General features: G+C 62.7%; 15 protein-coding genes. 9 read left to right on the forward strand and 6 right to left on the reverse strand.

The genetic code is table 11. The features are described 5' to 3' along the window. From mraY to FHS64_RS05400, 5 genes are read left to right on the forward strand one after another with little or no spacing between them, the layout of a single operon-like run. The gene (gene mraY, locus FHS64_RS05380; RefSeq protein ID WP_167176590.1) at nt 1-1,110 is read left to right on the forward strand and encodes a phospho-N-acetylmuramoyl-pentapeptide-transferase; all 1,110 of its coding nucleotides are present in this window, start codon (nt 1-3) and stop codon (nt 1,108-1,110) included. Between the two features lie 4 nt (nt 1,111-1,114). Next, complete coding sequence (gene murD / locus FHS64_RS05385) at nt 1,115-2,515, forward strand: UDP-N-acetylmuramoyl-L-alanine--D-glutamate ligase (RefSeq protein ID WP_167176592.1); 1,401 nt, start codon at nt 1,115-1,117, stop codon at nt 2,513-2,515. Beyond that, nucleotides 2,512-3,684, forward strand: coding sequence for an FtsW/RodA/SpoVE family cell cycle protein (locus tag FHS64_RS05390; protein ID WP_167176594.1), 1,173 nt, complete (start codon nt 2,512-2,514; stop codon nt 3,682-3,684). The genes murD and FHS64_RS05390 overlap by 4 nt, the downstream gene beginning before the upstream one ends. 23 nt (nt 3,685-3,707) lie before the next feature. After that, entirely contained in the window at nt 3,708-4,814 is a 1,107-nt protein-coding gene (murG, locus tag FHS64_RS05395) for an undecaprenyldiphospho-muramoylpentapeptide beta-N-acetylglucosaminyltransferase (RefSeq protein WP_167176596.1), read from the forward strand. 54 nt (nt 4,815-4,868) lie between these two features. Further along, nucleotides 4,869-5,996 (forward strand): mechanosensitive ion channel family protein, encoded by a 1,128-nt coding sequence (locus tag FHS64_RS05400; RefSeq protein WP_167176598.1) that lies wholly within the window; start codon nt 4,869-4,871, stop codon nt 5,994-5,996. On the opposite strand, the gene FHS64_RS05405 is transcribed toward FHS64_RS05400, so the two are convergent. Further along, entirely contained in the window at nt 5,993-6,463 is a 471-nt protein-coding gene (locus FHS64_RS05405; protein ID WP_243862808.1) for a hypothetical protein, read from the reverse strand. The genes FHS64_RS05400 and FHS64_RS05405 overlap by 4 nt on opposite strands. A gap of 26 nt (nt 6,464-6,489) precedes the next feature. Between FHS64_RS05405 and FHS64_RS05410 the strand changes: the two genes are divergently transcribed. After that, nucleotides 6,490-7,344, forward strand: a complete 855-nt coding sequence (locus FHS64_RS05410; RefSeq protein ID WP_243862809.1) for a WecB/TagA/CpsF family glycosyltransferase — start codon at nt 6,490-6,492, stop codon at nt 7,342-7,344. On the opposite strand, the gene smc is transcribed toward FHS64_RS05410, so the two are convergent. The 4 genes from smc to FHS64_RS05430 all read right to left on the reverse strand — a co-directional run bounded on the left by smc (nt 7,331) and on the right by FHS64_RS05430 (nt 12,793). After that, nucleotides 7,331-10,771: a chromosome segregation protein SMC gene (gene smc / locus FHS64_RS05415; RefSeq protein ID WP_167176600.1), complete on the reverse strand. Its 3,441-nt coding sequence runs from the start codon at nt 10,769-10,771 to the stop codon at nt 7,331-7,333. The genes FHS64_RS05410 and smc overlap by 14 nt on opposite strands. A 7-nt stretch (nt 10,772-10,778) precedes the next feature. After that, on the reverse strand, nt 10,779-11,468 hold the full coding sequence (locus tag FHS64_RS05420; RefSeq protein WP_243862810.1) for a thioredoxin domain-containing protein: 690 nt from the start codon (nt 11,466-11,468) through the stop codon (nt 10,779-10,781). Nucleotides 11,469-11,479: 11 nt separating this feature from the next. After that, nucleotides 11,480-12,112 (reverse strand): DsbA family protein, encoded by a 633-nt coding sequence (locus FHS64_RS05425; protein ID WP_167176602.1) that lies wholly within the window; start codon nt 12,110-12,112, stop codon nt 11,480-11,482. A 102-nt stretch (nt 12,113-12,214) separates the two neighbouring features. Further along, nucleotides 12,215-12,793 carry a DciA family protein gene (locus tag FHS64_RS05430; protein ID WP_167176604.1) on the reverse strand — a complete coding sequence of 193 codons (579 nt, stop codon included), beginning with the start codon at nt 12,791-12,793 and terminating at the stop codon, nt 12,215-12,217. Nucleotides 12,794-12,875: 82 nt separating this feature from the next. Between FHS64_RS05430 and mutY the strand changes: the two genes are divergently transcribed. After that, nucleotides 12,876-13,907, forward strand: a complete 1,032-nt coding sequence (mutY, locus tag FHS64_RS05435) for an A/G-specific adenine glycosylase (RefSeq protein ID WP_167176606.1) — start codon at nt 12,876-12,878, stop codon at nt 13,905-13,907. 178 nt (nt 13,908-14,085) lie between these two features. Here the strand turns inward: mutY and FHS64_RS05440 are convergent, their stop codons facing one another. Further along, nucleotides 14,086-15,165, reverse strand: coding sequence for a site-specific DNA-methyltransferase (locus FHS64_RS05440; protein ID WP_167176609.1), 1,080 nt, complete (start codon nt 15,163-15,165; stop codon nt 14,086-14,088). Nucleotides 15,166-15,453: 288 nt separating this feature from the next. Here FHS64_RS05440 and murC point away from each other — a divergent pair, with 288 nt between their 5' ends. Both murC and murB read left to right on the forward strand, forming a co-directional pair. Beyond that, nucleotides 15,454-16,893: a UDP-N-acetylmuramate--L-alanine ligase gene (murC, locus tag FHS64_RS05445; protein WP_167176611.1), complete on the forward strand. Its 1,440-nt coding sequence runs from the start codon at nt 15,454-15,456 to the stop codon at nt 16,891-16,893. Between the two features lie 11 nt (nt 16,894-16,904). Further along, on the forward strand, nt 16,905-17,816 hold the full coding sequence (gene murB, locus FHS64_RS05450; protein ID WP_167176613.1) for a UDP-N-acetylmuramate dehydrogenase: 912 nt from the start codon (nt 16,905-16,907) through the stop codon (nt 17,814-17,816). Nucleotides 17,817-17,955 lie beyond the last annotated feature (139 nt).

Below are 17,955 nucleotides of genomic sequence, written 5' to 3' on the forward strand. Positions count from 1 at the left end.
ATGTTCTACCTTCTGTATCTACATTATGCGGACATCGCGCAGGATTATCCGCTGCTGCACCTGATCCAGTATCAGACGGTGCGTGTGGCGCTGGCGATGGCGACGGCGATGATCGTGGCTGTGGCCATGGGCAGCCGCTTCATCAACTGGATGCGCCTGCGTCAGGGCAAGGGCCAGCCGATCCGTGAAGACGGTCCGGTCACCCACCTGTCCAAGGTCGGCACGCCGACCATGGGCGGTCTGATGATCCTGGCCGGTATCGCGGTGGCGGTCTTCCTGTGGGGCGACCTGACCAATCCCTATATCTGGATCGTTTCGGGAGTGACGGCGGCGTTCGGTGTGCTGGGCTTTGTCGATGACTATGCCAAGGTGACCAAACAGTCCTCGGCCGGTCTGACCTCGAAACAGAAGCTGGCCGCACAGACGGTTGTGGCCGTGATTGCTGGCATTCTGACCGTTCTGTGGATGACCCATTCGCCGACCTCGCCGGGTCTGGAAACCTCGATTGCCTTCCCGTTCCTGAAGGCCGTGCTGCTGAATATCGGCTGGTTCTATGTGGCCTTTGCCGCCTTTACGATTGTCGGTTTCTCGAACGCGGTGAACCTGACGGACGGTCTGGACGGTTTGGCCATTGTGCCGGTGATGATGGCGGCGGGTGCTTTTGGCATCATCTCGTATCTGGTCGGCAACTTCCTGTTCTCGGAATATTTGCAGGTCCACCATGTGCCGGGTGCCGGTGAACTGGCCATCTTCTGTGCAGCCATCATTGGCGGCGGCATGGGCTTCCTCTGGTACAACGCACCGCCCGCTAAAATCTTCATGGGTGATACCGGCTCGCTGGCTCTGGGCGGCGCGCTGGGCTCGATGGCTGTGGCGACCAAGCACGAACTGGTGCTGGGCATTGTCGGCGGTCTGTTCGTGGTCGAGGCCGCATCGGTGATGATTCAGGTCGGCTATTTCAAAATGACCGGCAAGCGCATCTTCCTGATGGCCCCGATCCACCACCATTTTGAAAAAATGGGCTGGCCGGAATCGACAGTCGTGATCCGCTTCTGGATCGTGGCCGCCATGCTGGCCCTGATCGGTCTTTCTACCCTCAAACTGCGTTAATCCCATGATCCCCGTTCCCGGCTTTGAAGGCAGACGCGTTGCGGTTTTCGGCCTCGGCCGCTCGGGGATCACGGCTGCCCGCGCCCTACAGGCGGGCGGAGCGCTGCCGGTCCTCTGGGACGATGGTGTCTCGGGGCGGATGCAGGCCGAGGCCGAAGGGTTCAATGTCGAGGACCTGACCGTCGCTGACTGGTCGGGCTTTGACGCTCTGGTGCTGTCACCGGGCGCACCCTTGACCCATCCCAAGCCGCACTGGACCGTCGATAAGGCACATGCAGCGGGTATTCCCGTCATTGGCGATATCGAACTGTTTGCCCGCGCACTGGATGCTCTGCCTGCCGATCAGCGTCCACGCGTGGTCGCCATCACCGGCACCAATGGCAAGTCCACCACCACGGCCCTGATCGCCTATGTGCTGAAACAGGCGGGCCTCAAAGTGCATATGGGCGGCAATATCGGCATCGGGGTTCTGGCCCTGCCTACGCCGACGCCTGACGCCGTCTATGTGATCGAGGTGTCCAGCTATCAACTGGACCTGACCACCAGTTTCGCGCCCGATGTGGCCATCCTGACCAATATCAGCCCCGACCATCTGGACCGTCACGGCGGCATGGAAGGCTATGTGAAGGCCAAGGCCCGCATCTTCCAGTCACAGCCGGACGGGGCGCTGGCCTTGATCGGTATCGACGAGGATTGGGGCAAGGCGCTGGCCGACCGTCTGGAAGGCGAGGGGGCCAATGTGCGCCGCATCGCCACGGCGCGTCTGGAAGCGGATCTTCCGACATCGGGCTGGCAGGCGGCTCCTGCGCTGTTGCTGGCCGATGAAGACCGTATCGACCTGTCCGATGCCCGATCCTTGCCGGGGCGTCACAATGCCCAGAATGCGGCCTTTGCCTATGCGACGGCGACGGCGCTGGGTGTTGCGCCCGATGTGGCACTGTCGGGCCTGAAAGCCTTCCCCGGCTTGGCGCACCGCATGGAGGCCGTGGGGCGCATTAACGAAGTGCGCTTCATCAACGATTCCAAAGGCACCAATGCCGATGCCGCCGCTCAGGCGCTGGCCTCATACCCTGCAGTATTCTGGATTGCAGGTGGTAAGGCCAAGGAAGGCGGGATTGAATCCCTTCGTCCGCTGTTCGGCCATGTCACCAAGGCCTATCTGATCGGCGAGGCCGCAGATGCCTTTGCCGTGACGCTGGGCGATGTGCCGCATGTGGTGGCGCACACTATTGAACGCGCCGTGCAAATGGCCGCCGCCGATGCGGCCAAGGCCGGAGGCGAGCAGGTTGTGTTGTTGTCGCCAGCCTGTGCCAGCTTTGACCAGTTCCCCGATTTCGAAGTGCGCGGCGAGGCCTTCCGCGCGGCGGTTCTGGCCTTGGGTGCCACTGCGGAGGTCGCCCTATGAGCCAGTCCTACGCCCATCCTTTTTCGCGCAGTGACCAAAGTGTGCTGGCCCGCTGGTGGTGGACGGTGGATCGTCCGCTGCTGTTGGCGGTGCTGGCCCTGATGTTCATCGGCGTGGTGCTGAGCTTTGCCTCCAGCCCTGCGGCGATCCTCGCTGATGAATCCATCAGCAATCCGTTCCACTATTCCTACCGGATGATGGTCTTCTCGGCGGCCGGTTGCGCCACCATGCTGATGACCAGCATCCTGTCCGCCAAGGGTGTGCGCCGTCTGGCGGTGCTGGCCCTGATCTGCGGCATTGTCTGTATGATGTTGCTGCCGTTTATCGGTGACGAGGTGAAAGGTGCGGCGCGCTGGATCAATCTCGGCCCGTTCAGCCTGCAACCGTCCGAATTTGCCAAGCCGGGCCTGATTGTCTTTGCCGCATGGATGTTCTCCGAAGCGGGCAAAAGTCAGGGCGTACCGGGGGTCAGTATCGCGGTGGGCGCATGGGGCATGGTCGTGGCACTGCTGCTGATCCAGCCCGATATCGGCCAGACCTTGCTGGTCACCACCACCTTTGCCGCCGTGTTCTTTATGGCAGGGATGCCGCTGAAATGGGTGGCAGGCGTGGCGGGCGCTGTGCCTGTGGCGGCGGTGGGTCTGTATTTCACCTTCAGCCATATGCGGGATCGTCTGGACCGTTTCTTCTCGCCGGAAACCGCTGACACCCACCAGATCGACCGTGCCTCTGAAGCCATCCGTGCGGGTGGTCTGGTCGGGCGCGGGATCGGCGAGGGTGTGATGAAACGCCATGTGCCGGACCTACATACCGACTTCATCTATTCGGTCGGGGCCGAGGAATACGGCCTTGTGCTGTCCCTGCTGATTATCGGCCTTTACGGCTTCATCGTCCTGCGCGGTATGCGCAAGGCCATGAAGCTGGCCGACCCGTTCCAGCAGACGGCGGCGGCGGGCCTGTTCATGCTGATCGGGCTTCAGGCCTGTATCAATGTGGCGGTGAATCTCAGCCTGATCCCGACCAAGGGTATGACCCTGCCATTTATCTCCTATGGCGGTTCGTCCATGGTGGCGATGGGTCTGACGGCGGGCTTTGCCCTGTCTTTGACGCGCCGCCTGCCCGGTGCCTATGAACCGGGTGCCAATATCAATCCGCGCTCGCGCCTGTGATGTCCAAACGGAACTCTACGCCTATGACTGCTCCGTCCCGTGTCTGTGTTGTGGCTGCTGGTGGCACTGGGGGCCACATGTTTCCCGCCGAGGCCTTGGCCAAGGTGATGAAGGCGCGGGGCTGGACGGTCCTGCTGGCCACAGACAAGCGCGGCCAGAACTACGCCCAGAATTTTCCGGCCAAGAAAATCATCGCTCTGGATGCGGCGACCGGCTCCGGCCCCATCGGCATGATCAAGGCGGGCTTTGCCATCATCAAGGGCGTGGGTCAGGCTTCGACCGCCTATAGCGCCCTTGGCGCCGATGTGGTGGTGGGCTTTGGCGGTTATCCGTCGGCACCGGCTCTGGTGGCCGCGCTGGCCACGCGTCGCGCCACGGTGATCCACGACCAGAATGCGGTGCTGGGCAAGACCAACCGCATGCTGGCGGCGGCTGTGGATACGGTGGCCTCGGCCTTTCCAAACGTGGGCCGTGCGCCCAAATCGGTGGCCGATAGCATTCATGTGGTCGGCAATCCGGTGCGCCCCGATATTCGCGCCCTGTATGATCGCGCCTATAAGGCCCCGTCCAAGACCGGCACCATCAACATCCTGATTACCGGCGGCAGTCAGGGCGCGCGCATCCTGTCCGAGGAAACGCCCAAGGCTCTGGCCAATCTGCCCGAAGCTCTTCGCAAGCGCCTGAATGTCTCGCAACAGGCCCGCTATGAGAACGTGGCGGCGGCCAAGAAAATCTATGCCGATGCCGGTATCAAGGCCGAGGTATCGCCCTTCTTTGACGACATGGCCAAGCGTCTGTCGGATACGCATCTGGTGATCGGTCGGGCAGGGGCTTCGACCTGTTCGGAGTTGGCCGTGGCGGCTCTGCCGTCGGTGCTGATCCCGCTCAAGATCGCCACTGACGACCACCAGACCCTGAACGCCCGCGTGCTTGTAGACGCCGGTGGGGCCAAGCGTATTTCCGAGGATGATTTCAACGCCGATGTGTTGACGGGCATCCTGCAACCGGTGCTGGAAGACCCCGCCAAGCTGGCGGCCATGTCGGCAGCAGCCAAGGGTGTGGCCATTGCCGATGCCGCCGAGCGTCTGGCCGATCTGGCCGAGGCTGCGGCCAGCGCACGCGGCCGCTGAGGGTTACGCATACTGGCTCTTGGGTCGTCTGGAGAACGCGGGTAAGCTTGCGTCATGCCCCAGTTTGTCATTGACCTGACCAATGAAGTTTTTGCCCTTTGGCGCCAGTTCAACTGGCTGCCCAAATGGGCTGTCATCAGCATTATCGTGGTGGCGTTCACCTTCATCGGGTGGGCCGCCAACTATGCGATGTTTGCGGTGCTGAAACTGCTGGCCCGCAAGCGTGACCCGTTCTGGCAGGCAGCGCTGGAGCGCGGGCGTATCCAGCTGGGCGCGCTGGTGATGATTATGGCGCTGGCTCTGGCGGTGACGGTGTCGCCGCTATCGACAGAAATGTCGCTGCTGGTGCGCCGCACCCTGTTGTTCGCCTTCCTGGTGGCGCTGGGCCTGATGCTGGTCAGTCTGGTGGACACCGGCGCGACGGTGCAGCTGAAACGCTATGACACCGAGGACGATGCCAATACCCATGCCCGCAAGCGCGTAACCCAGACCCGCATCCTGCGCCGTGTGGTGCAGGTGCTGATCATGCTGGTGGCGGTTGGGATTGCCCTTTTGACCATTCCGGGCGTGCGCCAGTGGGGGCTGTCTCTGCTGGCCTCGGCGGGTGTGGTGGGTATTGTCGCCGGTCTGGCGCTGCAACCCTTCCTCGCCAATATGATTGCCGGCATCCAGATCGCTATGGCTCAGCCGATCCGCATCGATGATGCTGTGGTGGTCGAGGGCGAATGGGGTCGGGTCGAGGAAATCACCTCGACCTATGTGGTGGTGAAATTGTGGGACTGGCGCCGGATCATCCTGCCGCTGACCTATTTCATCCAGCAGCCGTTCCAGAACTGGACCCGCATGGATACCCGCCTGTTGGCGCCGGCCTTCCTGTGGGTGGACTATGAAGCGCCGATGGACCGCCTGCGCGACAAGCTGGAACAGATCGTCCATAGCTCGATCCATTGGGATGGGGATGTGGTGGCGCTGGTGGTGTTCGATATCACCGAGCGCACGGCCAAGATCCGCTGCACGGCCAGTGCGCGTAATGCCTCGGCGGCCTTTGATCTGAAATGCGAAATCCGCGAAAAGATGCTGGCCTTTATGCGCGACGAGTGCCGCGAGGCCCTGCCGCGTGACCGTGTGGACCTGTTCGAAATGGCCCCCCTGCCCAAGAAGGCGATCCTGCTGGAGGATTAATCCTCGTTGGCCTTGGCCAAGGCCATCGCGCTGTTCAGGTCGGTGGCATCCAGACGGATTTCGACATCGCCACAGGCAATGGCGGCCAGTTCGGCGGCATCGCCTCCGGGGGCCAGCGGCATGGGCTGGTCGCGGGTCGGTGTGGCGGGGCCGATATGGGCATCATCGCGCACCGAGGCAAAGTCCTGTCGGTATCCGCTATGCGGGCCATCGTTCTTGCATTCAAACTGCCACCACGACCAGCCGCCGACATAGGTGTGCGGGCCGATGACCATCGGCTCGGTGCTGAGTTGCAGCACGCGCATACGCACCTTGCCGTCAGCGTCCGCTGCGCGTGTGGCCACATCGGCAAACTGGGCAAAGCGGCCCTGACCGGACAGCATCAGTTGTTGCGGCGCGGTTTGTTCGGCCAGAACGGGCGTGGCCATCAAAGCGGTGGCAAGCATCAGAGAAAGCATACGGGTCATTAATCGTGGTTCGCTAAAAGGCGTGGATGCAAACGTCTTCGCATATGCCTGTACAGCCGCAGGCCCCCGAACCCAAGCGGCCTGATGGACGGCGGCGCTGGCGCGGGCTGCCCGCCGCACAGACACCGTCCAGCCGTGTGAAAATCATGGGGCAGGACATGGACCTGCTGTGCGAGGGAGACCTGATGATGCAGATCGACCGCATGGTCGGTTTGCGGCGGCGCTATCTGATCGCCAACCACAACCTTCACAGCCTGTATCTGGTCACGCGCACACCGCAGATGGCGCAAATGTATGCGCGGGCCGATGTTATCCAGATCGACTCGGTACCGCTGATCCGTTTTGCCCGCGCGACGGGGCATCCGGCGGAACTGGCGCACCGTCTGACCTATCTGGATTGGCGCGACAGCTTCTGGACCATGGCGCATAATCGTTGCTGGCGGGTCTTTTATCTGGGCGGCGCGCCGGATGTGGCCCAGTCGGCCATGCGGCGTCTGGCCCTGACCTATCCCGATATTACATTCGAAGCGCGCGACGGGTTTTTCGATATCGAAATAGACGGCAATGAAAACCGCGCCGTCCTGAAACAGATCGACGACTTCCAGCCCGATGTTCTTTTGGTAGGGATGGGTATGCCGCGTCAGGAGATGTGGATTGCCGCCAATATGGATGCCCTGCCGCCGTGTGTAATCCTGCCTGTAGGCGCAGCGTTCGACTATGAGGCGGGGGTCCAGAACGCGGCACCGCGCTGGATGGGGCAATGGGGGCTGGAATGGCTTTATCGTCTGTGCAGCGACCCGAAACGACTGGCCAGCCGCTATCTGTACGAGCCGTGGTTCCTGTTGAAACCGGCCCTGCGCGACCTTCTTAGGCGGCGATAATGTTTTCGGCCTGTTTCAGGTCGACACTGACAAGCTGGCTCATGCCGCGCTCGGGCATGGTGACGCCGTAGAGGCGGTCCATCCGGCTCATGGTCACCGGATTGTGGGTGATGCAGATGAAGCGGGTGTCGGTGCGCGAACGCATTTCGTGCAGCATCTTGCAGAAGCGATCGACATTGGCATCGTCCAGCGGCGCGTCGACCTCGTCCAGCACGCAGACGGGGGCGGGATTGGCCAGAAACACGCCAAAGATCAGGGCTGCCGCCGTCAGGGCCTGCTCGCCGCCCGACATCAGGCTCATCACCGACAGGCGTTTACCTGGCGGGCAGGCGAAAATTTCCAGACCGGCTTCCAGCGGATCATCGCTCTCCACCAGTTTTAGCTCGGCCTGACCGCCGCCGAACAGGGCCTCGAACAGGGCTTTGAAATTCTCGTTGATGACCTCGAACGCGGCCAGCAGGCGCTCGCGGCCTTCGGCGTTCAGTTCGTCAATACCGTCTCGCAGCTTGGCGATGGCTTGGGTCAGGTCGATCCGCTCGGACTTCATGGCCCCGAGACGGTCGTCATATTCAGCCGCTTCTTCCTCGGCCCGCAGGTTGACCGCGCCCATGCTTTCGCGCTCGCGTTCCAGCGCGAACAGCAGGTTTTCCGCACCTGCCGTATCGGGCGGGCGGGCAATGGCGTCTTCCTGAAGCTTCTTGCCCAGTTCTTCGGGCGTCATCTGGGCCGTTTCGCGAAGGTTGCGGTCGGCATCGCCCAGCTTCTCGTCGGCGGCTTCGGCGCGGGCTTGCAGGGCGGCGCGGGCTTCGCGGGCCTGTCCGGCAAGGCTTTCGGTGGCACGCGCCGCGCGGTCAGCCTCGGCGGCGTCGAACTCGACCTGTTGCAGGGTGTCGGTCGCGGCCTTCTTGCGGTTTTCGGCCTCGACCAGCGTGTCCATCAGCGTGTTGCGCTGATCGGCAAAGCCCTGCGGCGCTTCTTCGGCTTTCTTCAACTGGGCGGCGGCCTTGTCGGCATCCTTTTCCAGCGACTTGATGCGGCCTGTGCTGTCCTTGGAGCGGACGATCCAGCTTTCATGGGCGCGGGTCAGGCTGTGCTGGCGCTGCTCGCGCTGCTGGCGGTCGCGGGCTTCCTCGTCGCGGCGTGAACGGGCGTTCTGGGCGGCAAGGCGGGCATTGTCGGCGCTACCCCGCGCATTGTTCAGATCACCGCGCAGGGTGGCGATGGTCTCGGACGCTTCCTCGATATTCTGGGCGGCATCACAGGCGCTCTGGGCTTCCGCCGTTTCGGCTTCGAGGCGCGTAACGGTCTCGTCCAGCGACTGGGCGCGGGCCTCTTTGCGGGTTTGCTCGCGGCGCAGATGCTCCAGGCGGTCGCGGGCACCGGTGACGGCCTTGTCGAGGCCGAACGGGCGGGTGCGGGCCTGTTTGACGGTGTCCTCTGCGGCGCGGAAAGCATCGGTTGCCGCGCGCATGGCAGCCTGTGCGGCCTCTAGAGCAGGCTTGCCCTTGTCGATCTCGGCTTCAAGTTCGGCATGGCGCGTGCGCTGGGCCAGACGCACGGCGGCGGGGCGGGGGGCTTCGGCGCGGCTGACGAAACCGTCCCAGCGATAAAGATCGCCTTCACGCGTGACCAGACGCGCACCGCGCGGCAGGCTGCGGGCAAGGTCCGCCGCCTTGTCTTGTGGCGCTACGCCACAGAAGGCCAGACGCGCGGCCAGTTGTTCTGGTGCATCGACATGAGCCGACAGAGGTTCAACACCATCGGGCCAGCTATGTGGTGCGGCATCGGCACCGGCCCAGTGGGCGGGTGCGGCCTTGTCCAGCGCCGCATCCAGATCTTCACCCAGTGCGGCGGCCAGTGCAGCCTCATAGCCCTTGGCGGCAGAAACCTTGTCCAAGGCCGGTGCGTGCTGGCGTTTGCCGGTCACCAGAAGCTGGGCAAGGCCGCGCGCTTCGGTTTGCAGACGGCCAAGCCGGTCTTCCAGTTCGCGGGCCTTGGTGCGGGCATCCTGTTCGGCACGGGCCTTTTCGGAGCGGTCGTTTTCGGCCGCCTCGACCGCATCGCGGGCGGCTTGCAGTTCGGCTTGGGCGGTTGCCAACGCCGTTTCGGCGGCGGCGATTTCCGGTGTTTCCAGTGGACCCAGCGCAGCACGTTCGCGCACCGCCTGATCTCGTTGAGCGGTGACACGGGCAAGGCGGCTTTCTGCGTCGCGTTTTCGCGCGCTTTCGGCATTGGCGCGGGCCTCGACGGCGGCGAGTGTACCGGCAAGGCGTTCGACCTCGGCATCGGCCTGTTTGCGGGCGTCTTCGGTTTCAGCGACCGCGCGATCCAGTTCCGGCCCGCGCTCGGGGGCGGCGGCAATCTCGGCCTTCAGGCGGGACAGATCGTTTTCGATCCGGTCCAGTTCCTTGCGGGCATCGGCGGCCATGCGATCTTCGCGCTCGATATCGGCGGCAATACGCGCGACCTCGGCCTTCAGGCGATCCACCTCGGCGCGGGCGGCCTGTTCAGCCATGTCCAGACGGTCGCGTTCCAGCGTGGCGCGGTGCAGAAGCACACCGGCGACGGCGTCTTCCTCGCGGGCGGGCTTCATCGCTTCTTGGGCGTTGAGGGCGGCGGTCTGGGCGGCAGCAGAGGCGGTTGCGGTTTCGGCCACGGCCTTTTCGGCCTGACGCAGTTCCTGACGTGCGACCTCTTGCGCCTGTTTGGCGTCGGTCCAGCGCACATACAAAAGCGCGGCCTGAAGGGCGCGGATTTCGGCGCTGATCTTCTTGTATTTTTCGGCCTGACGGGCTTCGCGCTTCAGGCGGTTAAGGGTGCTTTCCAGCTCCTTGCCGATGTCGTCGAGGCGGTCGAGATTCGTCTCGGCGGCCTTCAGGCGCAGTTCGGCCTCGTGACGGCGGGTGTGCAGACCCGCCACGCCACCGGCTTCTTCAAGGATGCGGCGGCGGTTCTGCGGCTTGGCGGCGATCAGTTCGGAAATCTGCCCCTGACGCACCAGCGCCGGAGAGTTCGCCCCCGTCGAGGCATCGGCAAACAGAAGCTGGACGTCGCGCGCCCGCACTTCCTTGCCATTGATACGATAGGTCGAGCCGCGCCCGCGCTCGATCTTGCGCGAGACCTCCAGCACGTCCTGATCGGTAAAGGGCTGGGGCGCACGATGCTGGCTGTTATCGACGGTCAGGATGACTTCGGCATGGTTGCGTGGCGGTCGGCCCGCAGCCCCTGCGAAGATCACATCCTCCATGCCCTGACCGCGCATGGCCTTGGCGGAGTTGGCACCCATGACCCAGCGAAGGCTTTCCAGCACGTTCGACTTGCCGCAGCCGTTCGGCCCGACAATCCCCGTGAGGCCGGGTTCAATCTGAACCTCGGCCGGATCGACAAAGGACTTGAAGCCCGCAAGTCGAAGGCGCTGGAAATGCATGGTGTCGTTAGCGGACCAACGGAGCGAGGGCTTCGGTCAGGCCCTCCAAGGTCGGGTTGGCAACGCGCTGGCCGTTGACGAAGATCGACGGTGTGCCGGTCACGCCCACAGCGACGGCGCTGTTGGTGTCGTTGTCGATCGCGGTCTTGGTGGCCGGATCGGAAACGCAGGTGCTGATCTGTTGTTCGGTACGACCCGACAGGTTGATGGCACCCTTGAACCAGTCACCGATTTCGCCCGACGAAAACGCTTGTTCCTGACCATGCATCAGATGCTCGGCCACCGTGAAGAAACGGTCCGGTGCCGCACAACGGGCCACAGCAGCGGCCAGTTGCGAGACCTGAACCGGCGGGGTCGGCAGATCGCGGAAGATCAGCTTGGCCTTGCCGGTATCGATATAGCGGGCCTTGATTTGTGGCAGGACCGTATTGGTAAAGCTGGCGCAGTGCGAGCAGGTGAAGCTGGCATATTCGATGATGGTGATCGGCGCATCGGCGCGACCCAGTACGCGGTCGCTGGCCAAGGGGGCCGTCACCGATGCCGTCACGGCTGGAGCCGCCGCCGCCGCCGCCGGACGTGGCGTCGGAGCCGAGCGGGTAGGCGATGCTGACCCGGCCATGACCGATGTCGCGAACATGCTGCCGATGGCGACTGAAACAGCCGCCATCGAAGCCAGAGAAAGCTGTCGCTTACCCATGGGAGTAACCCTTATTTGGCCAGTTCGGCGTCAATCGCCGCAGACAGGCCGGCGAGGCTCGGATCAGCCACGCGCTTGTCATTGACGAAGAAGGTCGGGGTGCCGGTGACGCCAGCCTTGATGGCGCTCTGGATGCGTTTTTCCAGATCGGCGACGGCCTTCTTGTCGTTCAGGCAGGTTTCGATTTCGGCAGCCGACAGACCTGCACCCTGTGCAATGCGGTTCAGGCTCTGGCGCGGATCAATACCGGCCTGCCATTCGCGCTGCGATGCCATGATGGCGTGCAGGACGTCGAAATATTTGTCCTCGCCAGCGCAACGGGCGATCATGAAACCGGCGGCGGCAATGTCTTGCGGCGGGGTCGGGAATTCACGGAACACGAAGCGCACCTTGTTGGTGTCGACGTATTTGGTTTTGAACTCCGGCCAGATCTGCTCGTTCCAGGCCGCGCACGCGCCACAGGTGACCGAGGCGTATTCTACCACAGTGACCTTGGCACCTTCCGGTGCGCCCTTGGCCATGTCGCCCTCGGCAGAGCTGGTCGAGCCGCCCGAACAACCGGCGACCACCAGCATGGCACCCATAGCGGCGGCGGTGATTGCGGCGCGGCGGCTCATCGCCGCAAACTTAAACTTAGGAGCCATGGTTCAAACCCGGATTCAGATATCTAAAAGGAAGATGGGGCAGAGGAATCGTCACCTGCCACATGCTGTTATGTTTACGGCAAACAGAGGGCTTGCCCTTTGTCAACGGTACGGATCATCCGCTTCATCGCGACTGCGGGCATAGGCGACCTTGCCCAGCTTGGTCAAAGCCTTGCGTAGCGGTTCGGGAAGGTGCGCCACCGAGGCCTCTAACTCGGCCTCCTCCGCGGGGGGGAGGGGGGGCAAGGCAGGCAGGGAGCGAGAGCGCGGGCGAGGCTGGCTGGCTGTGGCCAGCGGCTTGATCGGGCCTTGCTGGATGCGGATCTTGCCCACAGCTTCTGCGCCCAGAAACAGGTTTACCTGTTCAATAATTTCTTGCTGCTGGTGCTGGACATACAGAGCCCCCGAAGTGACCACGCGCAGCTCAAGTATGCCGGGGCTATTGCCACGCGCCTTGATGATTTTGACGGGGCGGGTGACGCGGGCCAGTCGCTCGCCGACAATCTCAGTCCAGCGGCCTTCCAGACTGTTGGCGCTGCGGCCAAACTGGTCATCCAGCGACTTGATGAATTTCTGAAGCTTGTGCGAGGCGCGCGGCGGCGGGCGCATAGGCGGCTTGGTCCGGCGCTGGGCCAGAATCCGGCGGGCTTCTTCTTCGGTAGGCAGGGGTCTGCGCGACATGGCACCACTATAGACTAAAACGAAGGCGTCTGCCGATGGGGAACGGGCTGTTTGCCATGAATAAAACCGCTATGGACAATCTATGACGGCAAACGAGATCAAGGCGCTGCGTTCGGCGCTGCTGGACTGGTATGATGCAAGCGCCCGCACCCTGCCGTGGCGCACCGAACCGGGCGAGGCGACGCGCACCGATCCCTATCGGGTCTGGATGTCCGAAATCATGTTGCAGCAGACCACCACGGTCCATGCGGCACCTTACTTCAACGCCTTTACGGCACGCTGGCCCACAGTCAGTGATCTGGCGGCGGCAGAGGATGCCGATGTCATGGCGGCGTGGGCGGGGCTTGGATATTATGCCCGCGCCCGTAACCTGTTGGCCTGTGCGCGGATGGTGGCCGATGAATATGACGGCGTGTTTCCCGATACCGAAGAGGCGCTTCTGAAACTGAAGGGCGTCGGCAGCTATACGGCGGCGGCGGTGGCGGCAATTGCCTTTGGTCGTCCTGCCAATGTGGTCGATGGTAATGTCGAGCGGGTGATGAGCCGCCTGTTTGCGGTCGAGGCCGAACTGCCCTCCGCACGGCCCGAGCTGAAACGTCTGGCGGGGCTGTTTGTCAGCGATCATCGCCCTAGTGACTGGCCACAGGGCTTGATGGATTTGGGGGCGCGGATTTGTCGACCCAAATCGCCTTTGTGTGGGGAATGTCCGCTGTCGTTCGGCTGTGCGGCCTATAAGCAGGGCGATCCGCAATCCTATCCGAGGAAGGCCAAAAAGGCCGAGCGTCCGCATCGGCTGGGCCATGCCTTTGTGCTGCGCGACGGCAAGGGCAGGGTGGCGTTGGTGACGCGCCCCGATAAGGGGTTGCTTGGCGGTATGCTGGGCTTGATCGGGTCGGAATGGGGGGGCGCGCCTGACTATGCGCCGCCTTTTGAAGCGGACTGGACAGAGGCGGGCACGATCAACCACGTCTTTACCCACTTCTCGCTCGACCTGACCGCCCATGTGGCGACGGGGTGGGTGGATGATCCGGCACTGGTCTGGATGGAGGAGGGCGAGGCGCTCAAATCCTTGCCGACCGTTTTCCGCAAGGCACTGGAACGGGCGCTGGCCTGATTTCACCGTCCTGCCGTCATCCTCCGGCTTGACCGGAGGAACCAGTGGTAACCCGCCCCGCTAGGGTTTCTGGCTCCCCCGCCTTCGCGGAGGATGACGAAAGAGGAGGCGGCATAAGAAAAGGGCCGCACCTTTCGATGCGGCCCTGTCAGTTTCGGGCGATGCGCCGCCCTTAACGTTATTGCATTCCGGCGCGAACCTCGGCGCGCAGGGTGTCGATTGAGCGCAGGCCCTGATCGGTCTTGAAGCGCCAGTAGGTCCAGCCATTACAGGCCGGAGCATTTTCCAGCAGCGCACCCAGCTTGTGGATCGAGCCGGTCAGCGAGCCGGACACCAGCGAACCGTCGGCACGCACGCGGGCCTCGTGGTCGCCCTTGGGGCAGTACAGCTTGTCACCGGGGGTCAGCAGACCCGCTTCCACCAGAGCGCCGAACGGCACCTTGGGTTCGGCTTTTTTGGAGCCTGTCACAACCAAGTCTTCCGGATTGGCAGGAATAATGGCGTCGATGCGGGCCTGTGCGACATCGGCATAGCCTTCGTCACGCTCGATACCGATGAAGTGACGGCCCAGACGCTTGGCTGCCGCACCCGTGGTGCCGGTGCCGAAGAACGGGTCGAGGATCACATCACCGGCGCGGGTGGCCGACAGGATGACGCGGTGAAGCAGGGCTTCGGGTTTCTGGGTCGGGTGGGCCTTGTTGCCGTCGGCGTCCTTCAGACGTTCCGCGCCGGTGCAAAGGGCCAGTGTCCAGTCCGAGCGCATCTGGGTGTCTTCGTTGAAGACCTTCAGGGCGTCATAGTTGAACGTATAGCGTTTCTGGTCGCGCGACTTGGCGGCCCAGATCAGCGTCTCGTGGGCATTGGTGAAGCGCGTACCCTTGAAGTTCGGCATCGGGTTCGACTTGCGCCAGATGATGTCGTTCAGAACCCAGAAGCCGAGGTCCTGCATCGCTGAGCCGAGACGGAAGATGTTGTGATAGGAGCCGATCACCCACAGCGTGCCGTCGTCTTTCAGCACGCGCTGGCATTCTTTCAGCCATGCACGGGTAAAGGCGTCGTAGGCGGCAAAGCTGTCGAACTTGTCCCACTCGTCGTCGACGGCATCGACCTTGGAGTTGTCGGGACGCAGCAGGTCGCCACCCAGTTGCAGGTTATAGGGCGGATCGGCGAAAACCATGTCCACCGACTTGTCTGGCAGGCCCTTCAGGCGCTCGATGCAGTCGCCGCGAAGAATGACGTCGGTTTGAATATCGGACATGGATGTAGTGGCCCCGTGGTGTTGAGGGCGCATGGTGAGTCATCGTGGTTAACGGTTGGTAATCAAATCGCTTTTCTGATTCTTCGGAGAGTCAAACGCTGATTTTTGTGAGTCCCGAGACTCCGGTGGATAAGGGTTCAAGCGAAATTGCGATGTGCGAATTATTTTTTGTGCACCCGAAGTTTAAAGCCGATTTTCTTCTTTCGGTTGTGCAACTTGGTCGAATTTCGCAACGCTTGATCCTGTCCCCCACTTCTAAGCGGGCGCGGACAAGGCTATGAGGCGTAAATGATCCGTCGTCTTCGCCCCGTCCCGTTTTCCCTAGGTCCAGTCCACTTCGTCGGCATCGGCGGTATTGGCATGAGCGGCATTGCCGAAATCATGCTCAAGATCGGCTATCAGGTGCAGGGCTCGGACGCCAAGGCCAGTGCCAATACCGAACGCTTGGAAAAGCTGGGTGCCCGCATCTATATCGGCCATGACGCCGCCCATGTGACCGAGGGCGTATCGGCTGTGGTCTATTCCACGGCGGTTAAGGCCGAGAACCCCGAAATGATGGAAGCGCGCGAGCGCCGCATTCCGGTGGTGCGCCGTGCAGAGATGCTGGCCGAGCTGATGCGCCTGCAATTCTCGATCGGCGTCGGTGGCACCCATGGCAAGACGACGACGACCTCGATGGTCGCGGCGCTGCTGGATGCCGGAAACCTTGATCCGACCGTTGTGAACGGCGGCATCATCAATGCCTATGGCACCAATGCCAAGGTGGGCGACGGTGACTGGATCGTGGTCGAAGCCGATGAGTCGGACGGCTCGTTCCTGCGCCTGAAATGCACCGTGGCGATGATCACCAATATCGACCCCGAGCATCTGGACCACTACGGCGACTTTGATGCCGTCAAGAAGGCCTTCCGCGACTTTATCGAGGACACGCCCTTCTATGGTTTCGGCGTGGTCTGTCTGGATCACCCCGAAGTTCAGAAGCTGGCGGCCCAGATCACCAATCGCCGCCTGATTACCTATGGCCTGAACCCTCAGGCCATGGTTCGCGCCGAGAATGTGGACATGGATCCGGACGGTTCGACCTTTGATGTCGTCATCCGTGGCCCGCACCCCAGCGACGAGGACCAGCGCATCGAGCGCGTGCGCCTGCCGATGGCGGGCTGGCACAATGTGTCGAACGCACTGGCGGCGATCTCGGTCGCCCGCGAGGTTGGCGTGGATGACGCCGCGATCCGCACGGGTCTGGCCGGTTTTGGCGGTGTGAAGCGCCGATTTACGACGACGGGCGTGGCGCACGGTGTGCGCGTGATCGACGATTACGGCCACCATCCGGTGGAAATCGCCGCTGTGCTGAAGGCTGCGCGTCAGGTGGTTCAGAATGCCGAGCAAACGGGCCGTGTGATCGCTGTGGTACAGCCGCACCGCTATACGCGTCTGCGCGACCTGATGGACGATTTCTCGACCTGTTTCTCGGATGCGGATCAGGTTCTGGTCGCCGATGTCTATCCGGCGGGTGAACAGCCGATCGAGGGCGTGGACAAACATGCTCTGGTCAGCGGTATCAAACAATATGGCCACCGTCAGGTTGCGGCGCTGGAAAGCGCAGCGATGCTGCCGCGTGTGATCCGCGAGGATGCCAAGCCGGGCGATCTGGTCGTCTGTCTGGGGGCCGGTGATATTACGTCGTGGGCCTATGCCCTTCCGGCCCAGCTCGAAGCGCTGGACTAAGGGGAACTGCCATGAGCTGGACTGAAAATCTTCCGACCGTGCGTGGCAAGCTGCTGCTGGACGAGGAACTGGGCCCCTACACCTGGTTCCGCGTGGGCGGCAAAGCCGATGCCCTGTTTATTCCTGCCGACGAAGACGACCTGATCGACTTCCTCAAGGCACTGCCTGCCGAGGTTCCGGTCTATCCGCTGGGCGTGGGCTCCAATGTCATTGTGCGCGATGGCGGCGTGGCCGGTGTGGTCATCCGTCTTGCGGGCCGTGCATGGGGACAGGTGGTGGCTGATGGCTTGACCGTGACGGCAGGCGCAGGTGCTCTGGATTCCATGGTGGCGCGGGCCTCGGCTAAGGCCGGTATTGCGGGCATGGAATTCTATGCCGGTATTCCCGGTTCCATCGGTGGTGCGCTGACGATGAATGCGGGCTGCTATGGCTCTGAAACCAAGGACATTCTGGTTTCGGCGCGGGGCGTTAACCGCAAGGGCGAGAAGGTCGAACTGACGAACGAACAGTTCGGCTATACCTATCGCCATTCGAACGCGCCCATCGACATCATCTGGATCGAGGCGACCTATCAGGGCACTGCCGATGCGCCGGAGGCTGTCGCGGCGCGGATTGCCGAGATCACCAGCCGACGTGAAACCACCCAGCCGATCCGCGAAAAGACCGGCGGCTCGACCTTCAAAAACCCCGAGGGCCATTCTTCGTGGAAACTGGTCGATCAGGCGGGCTGGCGGGGCAAGATGTTCCGCATGACGGGCGGCGGCGCGATGTTCAGCGAGTTGCACTCCAACTTCATGATCAATCCGGGCGAGGCCACGGCGGCGGACCTTGAAGGTCTGGGCGAAGTGGTCCGTCAGGACGTGTTCTCGAAAACCGGTATCCAGCTGAGCTGGGAAATCAAACGCATCGGTCGTCCGGGTTAAGCTACGGCCGGACTCCGGGGGCGACGCACAGCAGGGGATGCAAACCATCCCCTGTTTGATGCACTTTTTTCAAGCGTGACAGGGCATCTGGCCACTATCGTTTCCAAGTGGTTAACCCTATTGAGGCGATAGGGGGAGG

It is taken from the genome of Brevundimonas terrae (assembly GCF_011761985.1).
GTDB lineage: Bacteria > Pseudomonadota > Alphaproteobacteria > Caulobacterales > Caulobacteraceae > Brevundimonas > Brevundimonas terrae.